The sequence below is a fragment of the Pseudidiomarina woesei genome, assembly GCF_001418345.1.
Taxonomy (GTDB): Bacteria; Pseudomonadota; Gammaproteobacteria; order Enterobacterales; family Alteromonadaceae; genus Pseudidiomarina; species Pseudidiomarina woesei.
Map to the genome: position 1 here is coordinate 311,670 of NZ_LIPW01000002.1, position 20,497 is coordinate 332,166.

Sequence of the window (20,497 nt, forward strand, 5' to 3'; positions counted from 1 at the left end):
CGCCTGATAAACCTGCAATGTTCGAGTATAAATTTGTGAAAAGGTTCCTAATTTGCAGGCTCAATACTGTAACTTATGCGTGTTCACAGCTATGATGTGGTATCTCGAGAAAGCATGCAACGCTTTTACTCAAACAATTGGAGTGGGTTTACATGTTTAACTACATGAAACAATGGTACAACCGTAAGTTTTCAGATCCCGATGCCATCACCTTGTTTTTGTTGCTACTGACTAGCTTCGCTCTAATTATTTTATTTAGCGACATTTTGGCACCATTGCTGGTGGCATTGGTGTTAGCCTATTTACTTGAATGGCCCGTGCAACGATTAACCGCAACGGGCTTACCACGCTTAAGCGCCGTATTGGTGGTTTACACTAGTTTTATCGCTATTATTGTCGCGCTAATGCTCTTTTTAGTTCCAGTTGTTTGGCAGCAATCTGTGGCTTTAATAGGCGAACTCCCGCAAATGTTTTCGCAGTTTAAAGTGCTGTTAAACCGCCTTCCTGAATTGTTTCCTGAATATATTACGCAAGCCAATATTAACGATTTTATTGAAACCACGACCAATCGGGCATTGCTGTTTGGTGAAACCTTGTTAAGCCAATCATTAAGCCGAATTATTGGCATTATGGCATTACTGATTTACTTGATTGTGGTGCCATTGTTGGTGTTCTTTATGCTGAAAGATAAACAGCATTTATTGGAACATGTGAATAAAATCTTGCCGCAAAACCGTCGTCTTATTGCTCAAGTTAGTGACGAAATGAACGTGCAGATCATGAACTATATTCGTGGCAAAGCCGTGGAAGTTGTGGTGGTTGGCGTGTTTACCTATATTTGTTTCGCGCTTTTTGACTTGCGCTATGCGGCCTTGTTGGCCGTGCTAGTCGGGTTTTCTGTGTTAATTCCGTATATCGGTGCAGCTGTGGTTACGCTACCAGTATTCCTGGTGGCGTTGTTCCAGTTTGGTTGGACCGGCATGTTTGCTTGGGTCATGATTGTTTATCTGATCATTCAAGCGTTAGACGGGAACTTGTTGGTGCCGTTGTTGTTTTCCGAAGCGGTCAGTCTGAATCCTGTTTATATTATTGCGGCGGTGTTAGTGTTTGGTGGCTTGTGGGGCTTCTGGGGCGTGTTTTTTGCCATTCCGTTGGCCAGTTTAGTGAAGGCCGTTATTACGGCGCTGTCATCAAAATCTGAGCCAACGTCAGGCGAACATCAAACTTAAGCTTGCGCCAAGTAATCTAAAACCACTTGGTGGTGGTCTTTGGTTTTGAACTTGTTGAATACATGGGCAATGGTGCCGTCTTGGTTAACTAAAAAACTAATACGATGCAAACCGTCGTATTCGCGGCCCATAAATTTTTTCAAGCCCCATACTCCGAAGGCTTCAGCAACCTGGTGGTCAACATCACCGAGTAAGGTAAAGTTAAGTTGATCGCGTTCGGTAAATTTAGCCAAGCGCTTTGGCTCGTCAGTACTAATGCCGACTACCTGTACTTGGTGTTGTTGTAATTGTTGCATATGGTCGCGCAGTTGTTGCGCTTGCACGGTGCAGCCAGGTGTCATGGCCTTCGGGTAGAAATAGACTAGCACGCGGCCTTGTGCGAGTAGGTCGCTGAGCGATACCGGCTCATTATTCGCATTCGGAAGGGTAAATTGAGGGGCTTTATCACCTGCTTTTAAGGTATTCATAGTTTCTCCAACTAGCCAGTGTAAAAGATTTGCCACAGGCTTTTTATCATAAAAGAAGCGTTGCGAACACGCAAAGAGCAGCGCAGCCTTGTTATTACAAGGCGGTAAAAGTACCATTGCGGTAGCACAAATTATTGGGGGCAGTATGTTAACAGGTAGTATTGTTGCGTTAGTGACGCCGTTTACTCAGCAGGGGAACGTGGACTATAACGCACTTGAAGCATTGGTGAACTGGCACTGTGAAGCGGGTACTGATGCGATTGTGGCCATGGGCACCACCGGTGAATCAGCCACGATGAGTCATGATGAGCACATTTTAGTGGTATCGGCTGTGGCTGAACTTGCTGCTGGGCGTATTGATGTCATTGCGGGTAATGGTTCAAATGCTACAGCTGAAGCTGTGCATCTAACCGAGCGCATGGCAAACCTGCCTATTCAAGGCTTTTTAAACGTTAATCCTTACTATAACAAGCCATCGCAACGCGGCTTGTTGGCACATTATAAAGCCTGTGCAGAAGCGTCAGATTTACCTCAGTTGTTGTATAACGTACCTGGGCGAACAGCGGCCGATATTTTGCCTGAACAAGTTGCTGAATTAGCGCAAATTCCAAATATTGTTGGCATAAAAGAAGCGACGGGCGATGTGTCTCGAGTGGCTCAATTAAAACAGTTATGCGGCAATGAATTTATTTTGTTGAGTGGTGATGATGGCACTGGCTGTGAGTTTATGTTGCAAGGTGGCCATGGTGTGATTAGTGTCACTGCGAATGTTATGCCGGCGCAAATGAAAGCAATGGTGACTGCCGCAACCAATGGTGATGCCGCAACAGCGAAAGCCATTGACGCGCAGATGGCAGTTATTCATGAGGCTATGTTCGTACAGTCAAACCCGATACCAGTGAAGTGGGCGTTGTCACTTATGGGTAAGCTTGAAGCGAATTATCGATTACCGATGACAGAGCCGGAACTTCTGCAACAACAACATATCGAACAAGCATTAAAACAAGCAGAATTAATTTAAGCGGAGCAATAATGAAAGCGAATTTATTTGTGTTGGCCGGTGTTGCAGCAGTGCTGGTCAGTGCCTGTAGCTTTACGCCAAAAGAGCAAGCGATGGGCGACTTTGACTACCTTCATGTAAAAAGCGATAAGCAATTACAGCCAGCGCCCGGTAAACAGTTACCAAAAAGTAGCAACCGTTACGAAGTACCGCAAGCGGCACATAGCACGCCAATTGGGTCAAATGTTGTGGTGTTAGCACCAAAATTAGTGTGGCCTGTGGCCGATGGTAGTCGCGTCGAAGAAGACGAAACCAAAACACGCATCTATTTCGATGAATTAGATGGCATGGACGACGTCGAAAATTATGTCTGGCAAGGCTTGCTGCAAGGCGCGGCGACTCGCGGCTGGACTATTGCTGAACAACAAGAAAAGCAACGTTTAGTTATTGATTGGTTGTCGGAGTCATTTGAATATGGCGAAGATGACACGGAAATCGTGATTCAGCGCCAATTTGAAATCAACCTCGACACCGCCGGACATGGTCGTACCACAGCTTTGTTAAGTAATGTCTTACAACGCAATGTGAGCAGTAATGGCGTACAAGTTGATGAGGTCTATTTGGCCCATCGTGATGACGACGCAGCAGCGCAAGTGCTGAATACTCTGGTAAGTGAGATTGCAATTACTCAAGCTCGAGGTGTTGCAAGCGTCACTGATGAGGGCGCCGTGAATATTCAAGCTGGCTTTGACGAAGATGGCTTTGCCGCCATTATTGTGAGTGCGAGCTTTAATTTTACTTGGGGCGTCATGAACGAAGTACTCACCGAATTAGGCTTTGATGTTGACGATTATAACCAACAAACAGGCCGATATTATGCTTCGTATGATGCAGACAACAGCGGCAGTTCGCTGGCGTTTTGGCGTGACAACGATGGCGCTAAAGTGGCATTACCAAGCGGCGACTACGAAATTAAAGTAACGGGTAATCGGCAACGTACATCGATTACATTGTTCCGTGCTGGCGAAGCTATTTCACCTGCGCAGGTCAATGATATTTTTGCACCGTTTGCTGCTGAAATTCGCAACCAAAGTAGCTTATAATAGGCGCACTTTTAATCGCTAACTGTTTCGGAGATACAGCTGCTCATGGAAAAACGTACTGAATTATATCGGGGTAAAGCCAAAACTGTGTTCACCACGGATAACCCTGAGCGGTTAATTCTGGAGTTTCGCAATGACACCTCAGCATTTGACGGTGAAAAAGTTGAGCAGCTTGATCGCAAGGGCATGGTCAATAACAAGTTTAACAACTTTATTATGGCCAAGCTTGAGGCCGCTGGTATTCCAACTCAGCTAGACACCGTGCTGAGCGATACCGAAACCTTAGTGAAAAAACTTGCCATGATTCCGGTTGAGTGCGTGGTGCGTAATTATGCTGCAGGCTCGTTGGTGCGGCGTTTAGGTGTTACCGAAGGGCAAGCTTTAAATCCGCCAACGTTTGAACAGTTTCTTAAAAACGACGCACTTCATGACCCGATGATTAATGAGTCGTTGGCTGTTAGTTTCGGTTGGGCAACCGCCGAGCAGTTGGCACGCATGAAAGAGTTGACCTTTCAAGTGAACGACGTATTGTCTGCGTTGTTTGATGATGCGGGCATGTTGCTTGTTGATTTTAAATTAGAGTTTGGTGTTGATGGCGACGGTAACATAGTATTGGGCGACGAATTTAGCCCAGATGGTTGCCGCTTGTGGGACAAAGAAACTCGTAAGAAATTAGACAAAGACCGTTTCCGTCAAGGTCTCGGCGGTGTTGTGGAAGCGTACGAAGAAGTTGCCGCACGCTTGGGCGTGCCGCTTTAGTCTTTATTCCAGTTGTCTTTGTCCCAGTCGTCGTTGTCCCAGGCGTCTTGATCATCTGAATGCCGTGGCTGTTTGTCTTTCAGCGACGGCATTTTTATGTGTGCCGAATGGCGCAACAACATCAAATTCCCAATAATAATGCCTACTGCTACCAGTATCATTATCCAAACCATACATCCTCCGGCGCGATGTCGGCGCGACAAATAGTGTCAACATAACGTTGTTTAATATCGGCAAGCCTTTCTAATACATAGCCTTTGCCCTGAATATCGTGTTGCTGAAGACATTGCTGCAAGACGCTTAAGCTAAGCGCGGCATGAGCTTCAGTTGCGAGCGCGCAGTGGCTTAAATGCCAAGGCTCGGCAGCTACGCCACCTTGATAGCGCGCATAAGGGAAGAAAAAACCAAACTCTCGCGCATGCTGTCGAAGCCACTGGTGCATGGCGTGACAAGGGCCAGAGGCTTGGTATTCGCTCGGGACGAGTTGTAACTGCTGTTTGCCGCTAGCAAATGGTCTTGGATCATACACGTCAAAATCTGTACCCCAATGGTGCCTGCTGGCGCCAGGAAGTGCCGACCAGGTTAAAATAGCATCAACTTTTTCACCGGTGTTCAGTTGCTGATGATCAAGCTGATCGCCGTGGTCGTTGTACAAGGGGGCCTCACCGGTGAACTTACGGTTCCAAATTGCTCGCTGCCGTTGAAAGTCACGAAATGCCGAGGCAATGGCTATACTGACACCAGCTTGAGCGGCAGCCTCGCGCATAGCTTGGTATGCTTGCGCGACAGTTTCTTGTAAGCGAATACCTTCGCGTTCGCCTGCTACCTGTTGTACGTGGGAGTCAGCCAGCCCACAAAGCTGTTCGGTGGTTAGCATAGTAAATTCTCAAGTATTTTTTCGTAAACGCGCGTCAGCGTTTCCAAATCAGCCTCGCGCACGCATTCATTTACTTGGTGTATGGTTGCATTCACTGGGCCTAACTCAATAACCTGAGCACCGGTAGGCGCTATAAAGCGACCATCAGAAGTTCCGCCGGCGGTGGAAAGCTCCGGTAAGCGCCCAGTATGTTCAGCTATAGCCTGAACTGTGGCATCAACCAAATCACCCGAATCAGTCAAAAACGGTTCGCCGTTTAATTTCCATTGTAGTGAATAATCTAAATCATGCTGCTCGAGCAAGTCGGTAACACGCTGCTTCAAGCCATCAGCGGTTGACTCAGTACTAAAACGAAAGTTGAACTGAACCTGTAATTCGCCAGGAATGACATTGCCAGCACCGGTACCAGCATGAAGATTCGAAATTTGGAAGCTTGTGGGTGGGAATGAGCTATTGCCGTCGTCCCAACTCATTTGAGCCAGCGTCGCTAGTGCAGGTGCGGCTTTGTGGAATGGGTTTTCTGCCAAGTGTGGGTATGCAACGTGCCCCTGAATACCGAATACGGTTAAGTCACCCGTTAAGCTACCGCGTCGGCCATTTTTAACCACATCGCCGAGCTCTTTAGTACTCGACGGTTCGCCCACCAAACACCATTTGATTTTCTCGTTGCGCGCTTCTAAGGTTTCAACCACTTTAGGAGTGCCATTAATGAATGGGCCTTCTTCGTCACTGGTAATCAAGAAAGCTATACTGCCCTGGTGGTTGGGGTGGTTGGCAACAAAGCGTTCTGTGGCAACAACCATCGCTGCCAAACTGCCCTTCATATCAGCGGCACCGCGACCATAAATATAACCGTCTTTTTGGGTGGCTGAAAATGGTGGGTAGGTCCACGCATGTTCCGCACCGGCAGGTACCACATCGGTGTGGCCAGCAAAGCAAAATACCGGCCCTTCGCTACCGCGTCGCGCCCATAAGTTGGTCGTATCTTCAAATACCATGGTTTCTAAATTGAAACCTACTTTGGCTAAACGCTCGCCCAATAATTGTTGGCAGCCTTCGTCTTTTGGCGTGACCGAAGCACGTTTAATCAACTCACAGGTTAGGGCAATGGTGTCCATTAGCCAAGCTCCAGAGCGCTGCGCCAGTCGGCTTCTTTAAAACCGGCACAATAGCGGTTGTTAGTAACCAACAACGGGCGTTTCATAAGGGTAGGGTGACGTTGTAATAGCGCAACCACGTCAGCGTTGTCGGTAACCGATTGTTCGGTCGCAGATAATTGACGCCAAGCAGTACTTCGCTTATTCAATACAGTATCGATACCAAGCTGTTGCAGCCAATTGTGAATTTCATCGGCACTCACGGGGTCGGCTCTGACATCGTGAAATTTAAATGTTACTTGCTGTTGCTCTAGCCATTTGCGAGCTTTACGCACGGTGTCACAATTCGGAATTCCGTATACTACTGTATTAGTCATTCGTGTCATACTCGTGTTGTTTTTAAAAAGAAATGCCATTTTGGCAAAGCTGTTGTGAATTCTCCACAATTTATGTGGATAACTCTGTTAGTTAGCTGAATTGAAGTTAGTAAGCTATTGTATTGCAATATTATTTTGTGCTGATTGATAAACGTACAAAAAGGTACATATGAGCATTTTTAAAACATTAAAAACCGGCCAAGACTATGCACGCATCTGGCCTCGCCACGCCGTTGTTGCGGCGATGACAGAAACTCGAGTGATACCGGCAGTAGCATTCGCCGCCAAGTGGATGCCGGCATTGGCGGTTATAAATCTTGCTGTGCAATGGCAGTGGCAGGGCGAGCACCTGTTGCCGCAAGCATTAGTGACCTCATTGTTTTTACTTTCGATGCCATTTCAAGGGTGGTTTTGGCTAGGGCGCCGAGCGAATAGTCAGTTAACACCGCGATTGCACAAATGGTACCAAGACCTCGCACACAAATTAGGCGTACAAGCCGAACGCAAGCCTACCTATATGCACTTAGCTAAAATGCTGCGTAAAGCCTTGCATGAGTTGCCGCCAGAAGAGCATTGAGCTGGCGACAACTTACCGCGTTTTAAGCTGAGAACACGCTCCAAATAGGCGCGTGATCAGACGGCTTCTCAATACCGCGTAATTCATAGTCTATGCCGCTGTCGGTGCACTGTGCGGCAAGTTTTTCGGTGGCGAGAATAAGATCAATACGTAGCCCACGGTTATCATCAAAGCCGCGCGAGCGGTAATCAAACCAGCTGAACTGATCAGTAACATCTGGGTGTTGTTGGCGATAAGTGTCAACCAAGCCCCAATCGAGAAGGGTGTTCAACCACGCGCGTTCTTCTGGTAAGAAACTACATTTACCCGTGCGCAGCCAGCGTTTTGCATTATCGTCACCAATGCCAATGTCGCAGTCTTGATGTGAAATGTTTACGTCGCCCATTACAATAACCGGTTGCTCTGGTTTTAGCTCGGTTTGCAAATATGTCATTAAATCAGCATAAAACTTTTCTTTTGCAGGAAATTTAAGCGGATGGTCACGGCTTTCACCTTGCGGAAAGTAACCGTTTAATACGCGAACGCGCTCGCCGTTGTCGGAGACATAGTCGCCCATAATCATTCGGCGTTGAGCTTCTTCACCGTCATTAGGAAAGCCTAACATTGGGTTTTCAAGTGGCTTTTTACTCAATAACGCAACGCCATAGTGACCCTTCTGGCCATGAAAAATGACATGATAACCCATAGCTTCCACGGCTTCTTGCGGAAACTGTTCGTCATGAACTTTGGTTTCTTGTAAACCAATGATGTCTGGCTGATGCTTAGCGATTAATGCTTCAAGTTGGTGTAAACGCGCACGAATACCATTGATATTAAAAGAGATAACTTTCATTTATAGTCTCTGTTTGGTCGCAGGTGAATAATAAGAGATAAAGCATATCAGATTGCCACAATCGAGGCGACAGCAGCTGTGCCGCGGAAGGTTTTTCGATATACTCAATTGACACAATAAAAAAAGAATTTAACAGCACCAAAGTGAAGTAAAGGAAAATTGCCGTATGACCACTGATTGGTTAACTCTTAAAGCTGGGCGAGATGCTTGGCGTCAGGTACAAGAGCAAGGCCTCAAAGCTGATGATATCGGCTTGTTGTTAGGTGCCTCTGGTGGTCCCAAATGGTTTGTTTTACAAGGGCTTGATAAGTATTTGTTCGGTGAGTTTTTCAGCCAGCGCACCCGCCCACTGGATATGTTAGGTACTTCGGCAGGGGCGTGGCGCTTTGCAAGCTTAGGTCAAGCCGATCCTGTTGCTGCAAGTGACTTATTTTGTCGGTTATATCGCACTCAAACATACAGCGCAAAACCAGATGTTCGTGAAATTACTGACGAAGCAATTAAGTTGTTGCACGAATACATTCCCGATGAAGTGGTGCCGCAAATTTTGCAGCAGGACATGTTTCGTCATCATTGGATAGTTACCCGTTGCCGTGGTTTAACAGCTCACAATGGGAAACGCCAAATGGCAGGTTTACTTGGTTCTGCCGCGGCCAACGCGGTGAACCGTCGTTTTCTTGGTAAGTTTTATGACCGCGTGATATTTCATCACCCGCAGTCTGAAGTGCGTTTTGCACAAGGCTGGCACGATATTCCTACCTCATTTGCGCCATTGCGTGACGATAATTTTAAGTCTGCGCTGTTGGCTACGGGCTCTATTCCCATGGTGCTTGAAGGCGTGCGCGATATTCCTGGCGCGCCACCTGGCATGTACCGCGACGGTGGCATTACCGATTACCATTTTGATTTAGACTTTAGCCAAGTGGATGGCTTGGTGTTGTACCCGCACTTTTATCATCAAGTGGTACCGGGTTGGTTTGATAAAAGCCTGAAATGGCGACGTACCAAAGGGGAGCAATGGCCGAATGTGATCTTTATGTCGCCATCGCCCGAATTTATAGCGTCGTTACCGTATGGGAAAATTCCAGACCGTACTGATTTTGCCAAGCTGTCGGTGGAAGATCGTTTCAAGTATTGGCAGCAAGCTGTTGATCAAGGTCAACGTATGGCTGATCAACTACGCGAATGGATTACCAGCGGTGAAATTAAACGTAAAATTCAATTGTGGACCTAACACGGAGTTGTTGTTATGCGCTTTACCGGTAGCCCGAAATTTTCTCACCAGCAAACCGACCGTATTGGGGTTTTGATAACTAATCTAGGTACCCCTGATGCGCCCACAACACCAGCCTTACGCAAGTACTTGCGCGAGTTTTTGTCTGACCCTCGCGTGGTGGAAGTTCCACGCGCCCTGTGGTGGCTGATTCTTAATGGAATTATTTTACGTATTCGCCCCAAACGCTCTGCTGCGGCTTATAAAACCGTGTGGACAGAGCGCGGCTCGCCGTTGTTATTCCACACTCACGACCAGCAACAGGCGTTACAAGCTAAATTAGCAGAGCGCTACGGCGATGATGTCGTGGTTAAGTACGCGATGCGGTATGGTAACCCATCACTAGCCAGCGGCCTGCAAGAGCTATTTGATGCTGGCGCGCGTAAAATTATAGTGTTGCCGTTGTACCCGCAATATTCAGCGGCTACCAGTGGCTCAACGTTTGACGCCGTCAGCGCCGATTTTGTGAAGCGCCGTTGGTTACCGGACTTTCGCTTTGTTAGTCATTACCATGACCATCCGGCCTACATTGCTGCAGTTGTAAGCAGCATTCAACGTTTTTGGGAAACCCACGGCAAACCGCAGAAATTGGTGTTGTCATACCATGGCGTACCACTGAAATACCTGCATAACGGTGATCCATACCATTGTGAATGCCACAAAACGTCGCGTTTGATTGCCGAGCAACTAGGGCTTGAAAAAGACCAATATGTCACCACCTTTCAGTCGCGCTTTGGCCGTGAAGAGTGGCTGCAACCATATACCGACGCGACGCTTAAAGCGCTTCCTGGGCAAGGAATTAAAAATATTCAGGTAGTATGCCCTGGGTTTAGTGCCGATTGTTTGGAAACCATTGAAGAAATAGGCGAAGAAAACCGCGAGTATTTTATGGAAGCCGGTGGAAGCGACTATGCTTATATACCAGCGCTTAATGCAGAGCCACTGCATATTGATGCGCTAGCCCAGATAGTGCAAGACAACCTTCATGGCTGGGGGGTAGAGCATGATGAGCCGCAACGTGCCCAGCGTGCCAAAGATTTGGAGGTGAAGCATGAACAAAAAAGCTGAAACTAACGCCGCCGACAACGCGCCACACGCTGACGACGAGAAACGGCAACAGGTTTATCAAATATCAGCTAATCGTGGCCGTGCAAAACATAAAATGCGTTATGTTGAACGCTCACTAGAAGACACCGGCGATTGTCGCCTATGCGTTGGCGCCATTAGCCCAGAGGACGACGACACGGAATAGTCATGAAGCACGTGCCACGCGGGCGTTTTGCAGAAGTACTTGAACCGCTGCTAGCGCAGCACCCCGAGCAAAGTGGGGTGTTGCCATTAATTAAAGCGCGCGAAGCATTCGCCGCGCGCGTGTTACTGGCCCGCCAAGCGCAGTTTTCACTGGATGTGCAATATTATATTTGGCGTAACGATCGTACCGGAACTTTACTCTTTGAGGCCTTGCACGAAGCCGCTGAGCGCGGCGTGCACGTTCGTCTGTTACTAGATGACCATAGCACCGCAGGGCTAGATGCTACCTTAATTGGCTTGCAAAGCCACCCCAACATAGAAGTGCGTTTGTATAATCCGTTACGATTGCGTCGCCCTCGATTTATTAATTATTTGGTGGACTTTAAGCGCGTAAACCGGCGCATGCACAACAAGGCATTCATTGCCGATCAGCAAGTATTAATTAGCGGTGGCCGCAACATTGGGGATGAATATTTTGCGGCGCACGATGATTTGGTGTTTGCCGATTTAGATGCGTTAATGGTGGGCCCAGTCGTGGCGGAAGCCAACCATGAGTTTTCGGCCTACTGGAACAGCGCATTGGCGGTACCGCTGGCGAAGCTGTTTACCTTAACCAAGCCACAAAGCTTGGCGAAACTTGAGCGCCGTGCCAGCGTCATTGAGTCTGATCCGCAAGCGAAAAAGTATGTAGACGCCGTGCGAAATATGCCGTTTGTACAAAATTTCATGACTCGGCAAATTGAGTTTGTTTGGGCGCAAGTACACCTTGTGGTAGACGACCCGAAAAAAACCTTAGGGCTGGCCAACCAAAAGCAACACTTAGTATATCAACTACAGCAAGCGATTGGCAGCCCGCAGCAATGCGTGCGTTTGGTGTCACCTTACTTTGTACCCACCGCTGAAGGCACGCGGCAGTTATGTGAACTTGCTCAACAAGGCGTTGCAATAACCATATTAACCAACTCTTTAGAAGCCACTGACGTGGCCGTGGTGCATGCAGGATATGCGAAATGGCGCAAAGTATTATTGCGCGCAGGCATTGAAATTTACGAAGTGCAAAAAGTGTCGCCGCTGGCGCGCAAGCAAGAACGCAAGCTGCGTCGTCAACGCCTTAAAGGCAAAGAACGCTTTGGTGGGTCAGCATCAAGCTTGCATGCAAAAACTTTTAGTGTCGACAAACAACGTGTATTTTTAGGTTCGTTCAACTTTGATCCGCGCTCTCTGCAATTAAATACCGAACTGGGATTCGTTATTCATAGCAACCTCTTAGCCGAACAAATTGACCATGCGTTTATTAACACCGTACCTAATTATGCGTATCGCGTTGGCATTGACGATAATGATAACTTGTACTGGGAAGAGCGATTAGGGCCGCGGGTTACACGATATGCAAGTGAACCTGGGGTATCTTGGTGGCGGCGTTTAGGTATGCTTACCTTAGCCAAGCTGCCTATCGATTGGTTGCTGTAAGTAACCTGTAGGAGCTAGTTATGCATTTAACTTTTTTGGGTGGTTGCGAAACCGTCACTGGTTCAAAGTATTTACTGGAAACCGATACCACTCGTGTGTTAATTGATTGCGGCTTATTTCAAGGCTACAAATGGTTACGGCGGCGAAACTGGCAGCCTTTGCCTATGGGCATTCAAAACGTCGATGCTATTGTGCTGACTCATGCGCATTTAGATCATTCAGGCTTTATTCCAGTACTTTATAAACATGGTTTTCGCGGGCCAGTATTTACCCACCATGCAACTGCCGATTTGTGCGGGTTGCTGTGGCCAGATAGCGGTCGAATTCAAGAAGAAGATGCCAAATTCTATCAGCGTCACAAATTATCACGCCACCAACAACCTGAGCCCTTGTATGACGAAGCAACGGCTGACGCGGCGTTAAAATTGCTACACTCGGTTGATTTTAAAACACAGTTTAATGTGGGCGATATTACCTTTTGTTTAAACCCTGTCGGCCATATTCTGGGTGCTGCCAGTGTCATTGCTGAGCACAATGGCAAACGAATTGGCTTTAGCGGTGATGTAGGGCGGCCTAACGATATACTGATGAAGCCACCTGAGCCAATGCCTGCGGTTGACGTGCTGTTGCTCGAGTCAACTTACGGTGATAGACGTCATCATCCTGAAGACCCTTGGCAGCAGCTTACCGATGTGGTCAATGAAGCAGCCGGCAATGGCGGTGTATTGCTTATCCCGAGTTTTGCTGTGGGGCGAGCGCAAGTGCTTGAGCACATGTTGGCAACACTCATGGCTGAACGAAAAATACCGCGCTTACCAATTTTTTTAGATAGCCCAATGGCCATTAAAGCGTCCGATATTTATAGCCGCCATCATGAATTTCATAAGTTAACAGCAGCACAGTGTCATGCCGCTGACCAAGCTGTAACCGAAACCCGCAGCGTTGAAGACTCAAAAGCTATTGCCAAACAAACCGGGCCGCACATTATTATTGCCGGCAGTGGTATGGCTACAGGGGGGCGTATTTTGCACCACTTTAAACATTGGTTAGCTGATCATCGTGCAACGGTATTGTTTTCTGGTCACCAAGCTGGTGGTACTCGTGGCGCCAAAATGTCGCAAGGGGTTGAGCGCATCAAGGTACACGGGGAGTGGTTACAAGTAAAAGCCCGTATTCGCCACCTTGACGGGTTGTCGGGGCATGCTGATTACAGTGAAATTGGGGACTGGTTAAAAAACTCACAGCTGCCGCATGACTTGCAAGTTCACTTGGTACATGGCGAGCCCGACGCGCTTGAGGCGATGTCTGACTACCTAAAGCAGACCACTTCGTACGACGTTAATATAGCGGACTATATGGGTGTGTTGCATTTGTAGCCGCCCAAGCTCGATGTGTGAACGCTGAGCGGCGCACGGTTACACCAGTAACATGACTACCGCGGTGGTTAACACCGCCAAAATGATATTTAGCGCCATACCTTCGCGGACCATGGTCTTAATGGTTAATCGTTCAGCCGCAAAAACAATAGAGTTGGGTGGCGTAGCAACAGGTAAGCAAAACGCACAGCTACAGGCAATTGCTGCTGGAATCATCAACATTTCAGGTGGCAACTCTAAAGCAAAAGCCGCGGCAGCAAGCACCGGCATCAGTAACGTCGCGGTAGCGGTATTTGATGTGACTTCGGTTAAGAAACTGACAGCCAGCGCCAAACTTAAAATAAGTAACCACAAGGGGAGGCCGGCAAGCCCTTGCAGGCCGTCACCAATAATAGTGCTTAGGCCGCTGCTCACAAAACCATTTGCAAGTGCAATACCGCCAGCAAATAACAACAAAATTCCCCAAGGAATAGCGACAGCATCGCGCCATTCAAGCAACGCATTGTTGTTATTATCTTGCCAGATAAACAACGCAAGAACGCCCATAAATGCCACTGTGGCGTCGCCAACACCCCCCAGCCCGAGCCATGAGCTCCAACCACCAAACGGGGCAGTGCGGGTCATCCACAACACAATAACTACCCCAAAAACAAGTAACACCCGTTTTTCAGCGCTTCGCATTGGCCCAACCGCTTCAATATGTAGCGAATTTTGTGCGGTTAAGTTGCGCGTAAGCCACCAAGCCATTACCGGAATAGCAACAACCACAAGGGGCAAACCAATAGTCATCCAGCGCATAAAACCAAAGTTAGTGCCGGTCATATTTTCATAAACAGAAGCAAAAATAAGGTTGGGGGGAGTACCTATGAGAGTTGCGATACCGCCTACCGAAGCAGAATAGGCTAAACCGAGCAGCAAAGCGCGCTGAAAATTAATGTCGTCACTGCTGTCTGCAAGTGCCAAGGCCACAGGAAGTAGGGCCAAGACAGCCGCCGTGTTAGAGATCCACATTGATAAGAACGCCGTAGCCACCATAAAGGCGAACACCATACGCCGTGCACTGGTTTGCCCAAGGCGGCGTACCACACCCATGGCAATACGTTTGTGCACACCACTAATTTCAACCGCTTTGGCGAGCATAAACGCTGCCATAAACAATAAGATTATTGGGTTACCCAGTGCTGCAGATACCTCACCAACATTGGCAATGTTGCCCAACGGTAACAGCACAAAGGGCAGCAGCGAGGTTACTGGTAGCGGCAAGGCTTCGGTTATCCACCACCAAGCCACCCAAATGGTGGTGGCAAGTGTCCATGCGGCCGCTGGCGGCATATTAAAGCCAAAAACAGCGATAAAATAGCCAATAATGGCAGCCGCTGGGCCGGCAATGCGATGCAGCATGAATTTTTTCCTTTTATGGGTGAATAACCTAAGCTAATAAATTATCAGAACTGAACGCGATTTGAAATTTTTGCTTTATACGCATAGGGTTAAATAACAAATTCAACAAGGAGTAAGGCGAATGGCACATACCAAACCTAAATGGAACTCCGCAATACTACTTCCGGTTTTTATACCGGCTGTAGCTGTTATTGCTTTGTTGGTGATTGGTACTTTAAGTAACCCAGAATTAGCTGGCAATGTTTTTAGTGACGTACTGGCCTGGATAACGAAAGACTTTGGCTGGTTTTACATGCTTGCTGTAGCCATCTTTCTGGTGTTCATCGTTGGGGTTGCGGTATCAAAGTGGGGGCGTATTAAACTTGGCCCTGATCACGCAGAGCCCGAATATAGTTTCCCTGCATGGTTTGCGATGCTGTTTTCAGCCGGTTATGGTATTGCCTTGCTGTTTTTTGGTGTGGCAGAGCCCGTGCTGCATTACGCCAACCCTCCAGTCGGGGCTGCAGAAACCGTTGACTCGGCTAAGCAAGCTATGCAAATAGCTTACTTTCACTGGGGTTTCCATATTTGGGCCATATACGGTTTAGTTGGTTTGGTGTTGGCATACTTTTCGTTTCGTCATGGCTTGCCATTATCAATGCGTTCTACGTTGTACCCTATTATTGGTGAGAAAATTCATGGGCCAGCCGGGCATGCGGTAGACACCTTTGCTATTTTGGGCACCATGTTCGGTATTGCCACCACATTGGGTCTGTCGGTCATTCAAATAAACGCTGGCTTGAACTACTTGTGGCCCGAAATACCTATTAGTACCACAGTACAAGTTATCGCTATTGGCGTGATCACGTTGTTTGCCATTATGTCGGTGGTTGCCGGCTTAGACAAAGGCGTGAAGCGTTTATCTTATGTGAATATGGTTTTGGTACTGCTTATTTTATTCTTTGTGTTCTTCTCGGGGCCAACAGTACATATTCTAGAAACTTACTTGCAGAATACAGGCTCGTACTTGAATAATATTGTTGAGCGTACCTTTAATCTGCAAGCTTATTCACGCAGCGACTGGATTGGTAACTGGACGCTATTCATCTTCGGTTGGACTATTGCTTGGGCGCCGTTTGTCGGCCTCTTTATCGCGAAAATTAGCCGCGGCCGCACAATTCGCCAATTTGTGTTTGGCGTTATGTTTGTTCCTACCATGTTTACCTTCTTCTGGTTTAGCGTATTTGGCGACACCGCGCTAAATATGATCATGAATGAAGGTTATACAACGCTGATTACCGAAGTACAAAATGATGAAGCTATTGCGTTATTTAAGCTTTATGAAAACTTACCGTGGACGAATCTATTGTCTATTGCCACTGTAATTCTTATTGTAACTTTCTTTGTTACGTCATCAGATTCAGGCTCCTTGGTTATTGACTCGCTAGCTTCAGGTGGTGTGAGTGAAACTCCTGTATGGCAACGCGTGTTTTGGGCAACCCTTGAAGGTTTAGTGGCCGGTGTGCTGTTATTAGCTGGTGGGTTAGGGGCACTGCAAACAGCGTCAATAACCAGTGCTTTACCGTTTGCCGTGATTATTCTGATAGCAGCCTTTGGCATGTGGCGAGCCCTCGTTATTGAAGGGCATCAATACCAAAGCTTGAAAACCGCTATGCGCACACATCGACGTGGTGTTCACGCTGGGCCTGGGTACTGGAAGAAGCGTCTAGCTGGAGTGGTTGATTTTCCGCGACAAACCGAAGTGCGTGAGTTCATTGAGCATACGGTTACGGAGTGTCTTGGCGATGTTGCCAAAGAGCTAGGTGGTAAAGGCTGGGATGCTAAAACACACTATGAAGCGGAGAACATTCGCGCAATTTTGACGGTACAGAAGGAAAATGAAGTCGACTTTAATTATGAAGTTCGCATGCGTGCGTACCAACGACCTCAGTTCGCTATGAGTGGTGATAAAAGCGATAAGCGCGATCGTGAGTATTATCGTGCCGAAGTGTTTTTGCGCCAAGGCGGGCAAGCCTATGACTTATATGGTTATGAACCGAATGATATTATCAATGACGTGATTAACCAGTTTGAGAACTACTTGCAGTTTATGCATATTTCACCGGCCAGCTTGCCGTGGAACTTGCAAGAGCATGATGACGACTTAAAAACGTCGTAGCACTCGTTGCTCTGCCAACGATGAAAAACCACCGGCCTAAACCAGGTCGGTGGTTTTTAAATACATAATTAAATCGGCTAAAGCCATGGGGCGCACATAGTAAAAACCTTGGGCAAAGCCACAGCCATATTGTTTCAATAACTGCACTTGCTCGCCAGTTTCAACCCCTTCAGCAACCACTTCAAGCCCCACTTGATGAGCCATATTGATAATACCTTGCGTAATGACTTGGTCGCTAGAAGACTCACTCAGTTCTTTAATGAAAGCACGGTCTACTTTTAATTTAGATACAGGTAAAGTTTTTAAGTAACTCAAGCCTGAGAAACCGGTACCAAAATCATCAATGGCAACGCCAATGCCTAAATTTCGCAACCGCTCAAGAACCTGAATGGCATTTGATGTATTTTCCATCAAAATACTCTCGGTTAACTCCAGCTCCAGCATGTGAGTTGGTGTGTTAGTTTCGGCTAAAATTTGCTCAATTTGGTCGAAAAAATTGGCTCTATGAAACTGCAACGCTGATAGGTTAACCGCGACACGGGGCACTCCATGCTGCTGCAAAATGTGAATATCAGTACATGCTTGCCGCAATGACCAAGCTCCGGCCGGAATGATCTGCCCTGTAGCTTCAGCTAGGGGAATAAATTCACCTGGCGATACACTACTTCCGTCTTCTTTGGTCCAGCGCATAAGCGCTTCTACAGAGGCTAATTTACCCGTGTTTAGATCGATAATCGGTTGATAGTGTAACTGCAAGCTTTCAGTATCGATGGCATGCTGAAACTGACTACGCAAGATAATATCGCTTTGCGACATTGATTTACGCTGACTACTGAAAAACTGGTAGTGATTGCGACCTTGTTGTTTAGCGCGAGCCATAGCCACATCAGCTTGCTGTATCAAGGTAACCGCTTGTTTCACTTGTGGGGTATAAAGAGTCACCCCAATGCTTGCGGTGAGGTAGATTTTTTGCTGGCTGCCAAGTGCACCCACCTGGTAGGGTTCATCAATGAACTGCATGGTGTGTTTTACGAATTCTTCTACCTGCGCTTGCGAGCTGAAATTGAACCGTACAAACACAAATTCATCGCCGCCAAAACGTGCCACCAAATCATTTTTCTGGCTTAAAGACTCTAACCGTGCTGCGGCTTGGCGCAATATTTCATCGCCTACTTCAAGCCCTAATTTGTCATTAACTGGCTTAAAACCATCTAAATCGATAAACAGCACAGCCATAACGCCATCGTGTGGACCTTGCTGCTGCTTTTGAATGAGCTCGTGCAGGTGTTGCTCAAGGGCGGCCCGATTTAGTAGGCCGGTTAAACCGTCATGGCCAGCTTGATACGCTAACAGCGCCGCTTGCTCTTTCAGGTGGGTGACATCTTTTCCGATACCAAAGGTGCCGAGTATTTTGCCACTAACGATGATTGGTAAATTGGTAATATCGAAAATCTTTGGGGTTTTAGTGGTATAGGTTGCAATTTGAGTCTCATAACGTTGACTCTCACCTTCACTCGTTACTTGCTTAAAAATGTTACCGACTCTAATTAATTCTTGGTCATTTAAAAACACCCCAAAGTGCAATTGCAGTGCTTGTTCACGGGTAACTTCCACTTGCTCACAGAACGCATCGTTGACATGAGTAAATTGCCCATCACAGTCTAATGAAAAGACCGGATCGGGGTGGTGACTGAATAAGCTTTTAAAGCGCTGCTCGTTTAGCGTAAGTTCATGTTGCTGTTGTCGTAATTTTCGTTGTGTACGTGCCAAGCGCAAACTGTGGCGGCGCAGCGCAGCGTTTTGCTCAATCATAAGTACAAATGCAAGGCTAAATAAAATACCAAGCGCCACGATAGCGGTACGCATGTTTGCTGCGGTGCTAAGCTCTTTGAAGTCGTACAACGTGGCATGCAAGGTTAGCTCAGGCCCGTGCGACATAGCTAGAGTCGTGCTTGCCAATACTAATTCATTATTATGGCTTGGTTTATTGCTTTCAAAACTACGCTCAACAGTTTCGTTTAGTTGCGTATAAATTTTAATATGGTCATTGATTAGGCGTATGGTAGGGTTCATCATGCGATTTAAATCGAACACCGCAAACAGAAATCGAACGTCGCTAACTTCCTCACCAATTGGCACCATCATCACAGCCAATGCGGTAAACTGCGTATTTATAAAAGGTACCTCGGGAATTAAAAAAGAAGTATCTGAATGGTCTTCCATCAACCATTGCTGAACTTCTGCATCGGCCAGTATGCTATGACCGGACTTTAGTGCTGATTCGCTAAACTGATGCCACATTGATGAACGAGATTCATTTAACGCGGTCACGCTCAATAAATGCGGAATGTCGCGCAGGTAAGCTTGAACATCGGCATGTTTATTGAAAGGTTGGTTATTGCGAGCAGCTACTTCCCAGCGTTCGGTCATGCGTTCCATTAATTGCACATTAACCATTGCCATGGTAGCGCGAGCATTGGCGATGCGTTCAATTTCACGTTCAGCTTCGTTCTGAATATCTTTTAAACTGTGGTAGCCCATGAAATACCAGAGCGACCCGGTTAGCACAATACACAGAGTGCCAACCAACATGGCGGGCTTTGATGGCAGTGCAGGGCGTTGGTTTCGCTGTAATGAAAGCAACTGATAGGCAATACCGATAATTAGGAACAGTACCCCAGCCAAACTGGTTATATCAGGGTGTGGGCCAACCAGCATAAAGCCATCGGGAGTGGCGTGCAGGGCTAACATGGCGGTTGAGACAATAATAACCAGTGCGGAGGTGACACGTATCCACAGCCGTTGTATGGGATGATCTGGATTCAACCCCAGCATAACACTGAGTATGGTACACAAAACAATAGTGGCGGACGAAAACGTGGCTTCTACCTGGTTTAGCCACGACATAAACAAAATGTTCGCTAAGTTCGTTCCAACTAACAGGCTGTGCAGAGCAAGCAATAAAATGCCAATACAAGCTGCTCGCTGTATTGCTGGGCGTTTAAACAATAGTCCGGCAATGGCTAAACCAATGGCAATGCTCAGTAGTGAGGCTGTGTTTGATAACATGCGCTCAAACAAGCTCTCAGGTTCTACTACTGTATTCATCAAAAAACCAAGCGCACCTATGGTTAAGGTTGCGATGAGCATGGTGAATAAGGCCGCCGAGACGACATAAGGATTTACGCGAAGCTTGGCCAAGATGATTGCCTTTTATTATTTATGTTCTTATTTCGTCACTATATGTAAC

At 47.2% G+C, this 20,497-nt stretch carries 19 protein-coding genes; 11 read left to right on the forward strand and 8 right to left on the reverse strand.

From position 1 onward, the window contains the following. The first annotated feature begins 152 nt into the window (after positions 1-152). Entirely contained in the window at positions 153-1,229 is a 1,077-nt protein-coding gene (locus tag ASC40_RS05525) for an AI-2E family transporter (RefSeq protein ID WP_055438779.1), read from the forward strand. Here the strand turns inward: ASC40_RS05525 and bcp are convergent. Beyond that, positions 1,226-1,696 carry a thioredoxin-dependent thiol peroxidase gene (gene bcp, locus ASC40_RS05530; protein ID WP_055438780.1) on the reverse strand — a complete coding sequence of 157 codons (471 nt, stop codon included), beginning with the start codon at positions 1,694-1,696 and terminating at the stop codon, positions 1,226-1,228. The genes ASC40_RS05525 and bcp overlap by 4 nt on opposite strands. Positions 1,697-1,841: 145 nt before the next feature. On the opposite strand from bcp, the gene dapA reads away from it, so the two are divergent. Genes dapA through purC form a run of 3 tightly spaced genes read left to right on the forward strand, consistent with a single transcriptional unit; the run spans position 1,842 to position 4,558 of the window. Continuing rightward, entirely contained in the window at positions 1,842-2,717 is an 876-nt protein-coding gene (dapA, locus tag ASC40_RS05535; protein ID WP_055438851.1) for a 4-hydroxy-tetrahydrodipicolinate synthase, read from the forward strand. Between the two features lie 11 nt (positions 2,718-2,728). Then, the gene (gene bamC, locus ASC40_RS05540) at positions 2,729-3,799 is read left to right on the forward strand and encodes an outer membrane protein assembly factor BamC (protein ID WP_055438781.1); all 1,071 of its coding nucleotides are present in this window, start codon (positions 2,729-2,731) and stop codon (positions 3,797-3,799) included. 45 nt (positions 3,800-3,844) lie between these two features. Further along, positions 3,845-4,558, forward strand: coding sequence for a phosphoribosylaminoimidazolesuccinocarboxamide synthase (gene purC, locus ASC40_RS05545; protein ID WP_055438782.1), 714 nt, complete (start codon positions 3,845-3,847; stop codon positions 4,556-4,558). Here purC and ASC40_RS11750 read toward each other — a convergent pair. From ASC40_RS11750 to ASC40_RS05560, 4 genes are read right to left on the reverse strand one after another with little or no spacing between them, the layout of a single operon-like run. Then, entirely contained in the window at positions 4,555-4,719 is a 165-nt protein-coding gene (locus ASC40_RS11750; protein WP_169782086.1) for a DUF2897 family protein, read from the reverse strand. The genes purC and ASC40_RS11750 overlap by 4 nt on opposite strands. Further along, positions 4,719-5,435, reverse strand: a complete 717-nt coding sequence (locus ASC40_RS05550) for a M15 family metallopeptidase (RefSeq protein ID WP_055438783.1) — start codon at positions 5,433-5,435, stop codon at positions 4,719-4,721. The genes ASC40_RS11750 and ASC40_RS05550 overlap by 1 nt, the downstream gene beginning before the upstream one ends. Continuing rightward, the gene (dapE, locus tag ASC40_RS05555) at positions 5,429-6,553 is read right to left on the reverse strand and encodes a succinyl-diaminopimelate desuccinylase (protein ID WP_055438784.1); all 1,125 of its coding nucleotides are present in this window, start codon (positions 6,551-6,553) and stop codon (positions 5,429-5,431) included. Before dapE ends, ASC40_RS05550 begins: the two co-directional genes overlap by 7 nt. Continuing rightward, positions 6,553-6,909: a Spx/MgsR family RNA polymerase-binding regulatory protein gene (locus ASC40_RS05560; RefSeq protein WP_055438785.1), complete on the reverse strand. Its 357-nt coding sequence runs from the start codon at positions 6,907-6,909 to the stop codon at positions 6,553-6,555. Before ASC40_RS05560 ends, dapE begins: the two co-directional genes overlap by 1 nt. A 169-nt stretch (positions 6,910-7,078) precedes the next feature. Here ASC40_RS05560 and yfbV point away from each other — a divergent pair, with 169 nt between their 5' ends. Then, positions 7,079-7,486 (forward strand): terminus macrodomain insulation protein YfbV, encoded by a 408-nt coding sequence (gene yfbV, locus ASC40_RS05565; RefSeq protein WP_055438786.1) that lies wholly within the window; start codon positions 7,079-7,081, stop codon positions 7,484-7,486. Positions 7,487-7,508: 22 nt separating this feature from the next. Here yfbV and xthA read toward each other — a convergent pair whose 3' ends face one another. Then, positions 7,509-8,318 carry an exodeoxyribonuclease III gene (xthA, locus tag ASC40_RS05570; protein ID WP_055438787.1) on the reverse strand — a complete coding sequence of 270 codons (810 nt, stop codon included), beginning with the start codon at positions 8,316-8,318 and terminating at the stop codon, positions 7,509-7,511. A 166-nt stretch (positions 8,319-8,484) separates the two neighbouring features. Between xthA and ASC40_RS05575 the strand changes: the two genes are divergently transcribed. The 5 genes from ASC40_RS05575 to ASC40_RS05595 are packed head-to-tail and all read left to right on the forward strand — an operon-like array spanning position 8,485 to position 13,688. Beyond that, positions 8,485-9,552 (forward strand): hypothetical protein, encoded by a 1,068-nt coding sequence (locus ASC40_RS05575; RefSeq protein WP_055438788.1) that lies wholly within the window; start codon positions 8,485-8,487, stop codon positions 9,550-9,552. Positions 9,553-9,567: 15 nt separating this feature from the next. Further along, positions 9,568-10,659: a ferrochelatase gene (gene hemH / locus ASC40_RS05580; protein WP_055438789.1), complete on the forward strand. Its 1,092-nt coding sequence runs from the start codon at positions 9,568-9,570 to the stop codon at positions 10,657-10,659. Next, positions 10,643-10,843, forward strand: a complete 201-nt coding sequence (locus tag ASC40_RS05585) for a hypothetical protein (protein ID WP_055438790.1) — start codon at positions 10,643-10,645, stop codon at positions 10,841-10,843. Before hemH ends, ASC40_RS05585 begins: the two co-directional genes overlap by 17 nt. A gap of 2 nt (positions 10,844-10,845) precedes the next feature. After that, positions 10,846-12,312, forward strand: a complete 1,467-nt coding sequence (locus ASC40_RS05590) for a phospholipase D family protein (protein WP_055438791.1) — start codon at positions 10,846-10,848, stop codon at positions 12,310-12,312. 20 nt (positions 12,313-12,332) lie between these two features. Beyond that, positions 12,333-13,688, forward strand: a complete 1,356-nt coding sequence (locus ASC40_RS05595; RefSeq protein WP_055438792.1) for an MBL fold metallo-hydrolase RNA specificity domain-containing protein — start codon at positions 12,333-12,335, stop codon at positions 13,686-13,688. Positions 13,689-13,727: 39 nt separating this feature from the next. Here ASC40_RS05595 and ASC40_RS05600 read toward each other — a convergent pair whose 3' ends face one another. Further along, positions 13,728-15,089: an SLC13 family permease gene (locus ASC40_RS05600; protein ID WP_055438793.1), complete on the reverse strand. Its 1,362-nt coding sequence runs from the start codon at positions 15,087-15,089 to the stop codon at positions 13,728-13,730. Positions 15,090-15,210: 121 nt separating this feature from the next. On the opposite strand from ASC40_RS05600, the gene ASC40_RS05605 reads away from it, so the two are divergent. Continuing rightward, positions 15,211-17,247, forward strand: coding sequence for a BCCT family transporter (locus ASC40_RS05605; protein WP_055438794.1), 2,037 nt, complete (start codon positions 15,211-15,213; stop codon positions 17,245-17,247). Between the two features lie 36 nt (positions 17,248-17,283). On the opposite strand, the gene ASC40_RS05610 is transcribed toward ASC40_RS05605, so the two are convergent. Then, entirely contained in the window at positions 17,284-20,448 is a 3,165-nt protein-coding gene (locus ASC40_RS05610) for a putative bifunctional diguanylate cyclase/phosphodiesterase (RefSeq protein ID WP_055438795.1), read from the reverse strand. Positions 20,449-20,497: the final 49 nt, after the last annotated feature.

Bases quoted from the DNA above. Each gene is read 5' to 3' on its own strand.
- ASC40_RS05550 (WP_055438783.1), bottom strand. From the start codon at position 5,435: ATGCTAACCACCGAACAGCTTTGTGGGCTGGCTGACTCCCACGTACAA.
- purC (WP_055438782.1), top strand. From the start codon at position 3,845: ATGGAAAAACGTACTGAATTATATCGGGGTAAAGCCAAAACTGTGTTC.
- bamC (WP_055438781.1), top strand. From the start codon at position 2,729: ATGAAAGCGAATTTATTTGTGTTGGCCGGTGTTGCAGCAGTGCTGGTC.
- ASC40_RS05560 (WP_055438785.1), bottom strand. From the start codon at position 6,909: ATGACTAATACAGTAGTATACGGAATTCCGAATTGTGACACCGTGCGT.
- ASC40_RS05595 (WP_055438792.1), top strand. From the start codon at position 12,333: ATGCATTTAACTTTTTTGGGTGGTTGCGAAACCGTCACTGGTTCAAAG.
- ASC40_RS05585 (WP_055438790.1), top strand. From the start codon at position 10,643: ATGAACAAAAAAGCTGAAACTAACGCCGCCGACAACGCGCCACACGCT.
- ASC40_RS05605 (WP_055438794.1), top strand. From the start codon at position 15,211: ATGGCACATACCAAACCTAAATGGAACTCCGCAATACTACTTCCGGTT.
- xthA (WP_055438787.1), bottom strand. From the start codon at position 8,318: ATGAAAGTTATCTCTTTTAATATCAATGGTATTCGTGCGCGTTTACAC.
- ASC40_RS05590 (WP_055438791.1), top strand. From the start codon at position 10,846: ATGAAGCACGTGCCACGCGGGCGTTTTGCAGAAGTACTTGAACCGCTG.
- yfbV (WP_055438786.1), top strand. From the start codon at position 7,079: ATGAGCATTTTTAAAACATTAAAAACCGGCCAAGACTATGCACGCATC.
- dapE (WP_055438784.1), bottom strand. From the start codon at position 6,553: ATGGACACCATTGCCCTAACCTGTGAGTTGATTAAACGTGCTTCGGTC.
- hemH (WP_055438789.1), top strand. From the start codon at position 9,568: ATGCGCTTTACCGGTAGCCCGAAATTTTCTCACCAGCAAACCGACCGT.
- ASC40_RS05600 (WP_055438793.1), bottom strand. From the start codon at position 15,089: ATGCTGCATCGCATTGCCGGCCCAGCGGCTGCCATTATTGGCTATTTT.
- dapA (WP_055438851.1), top strand. From the start codon at position 1,842: ATGTTAACAGGTAGTATTGTTGCGTTAGTGACGCCGTTTACTCAGCAG.
- ASC40_RS05525 (WP_055438779.1), top strand. From the start codon at position 153: ATGTTTAACTACATGAAACAATGGTACAACCGTAAGTTTTCAGATCCC.
- bcp (WP_055438780.1), bottom strand. From the start codon at position 1,696: ATGAATACCTTAAAAGCAGGTGATAAAGCCCCTCAATTTACCCTTCCG.
- ASC40_RS05575 (WP_055438788.1), top strand. From the start codon at position 8,485: ATGACCACTGATTGGTTAACTCTTAAAGCTGGGCGAGATGCTTGGCGT.
- ASC40_RS11750 (WP_169782086.1), bottom strand. From the start codon at position 4,719: ATGATACTGGTAGCAGTAGGCATTATTATTGGGAATTTGATGTTGTTG.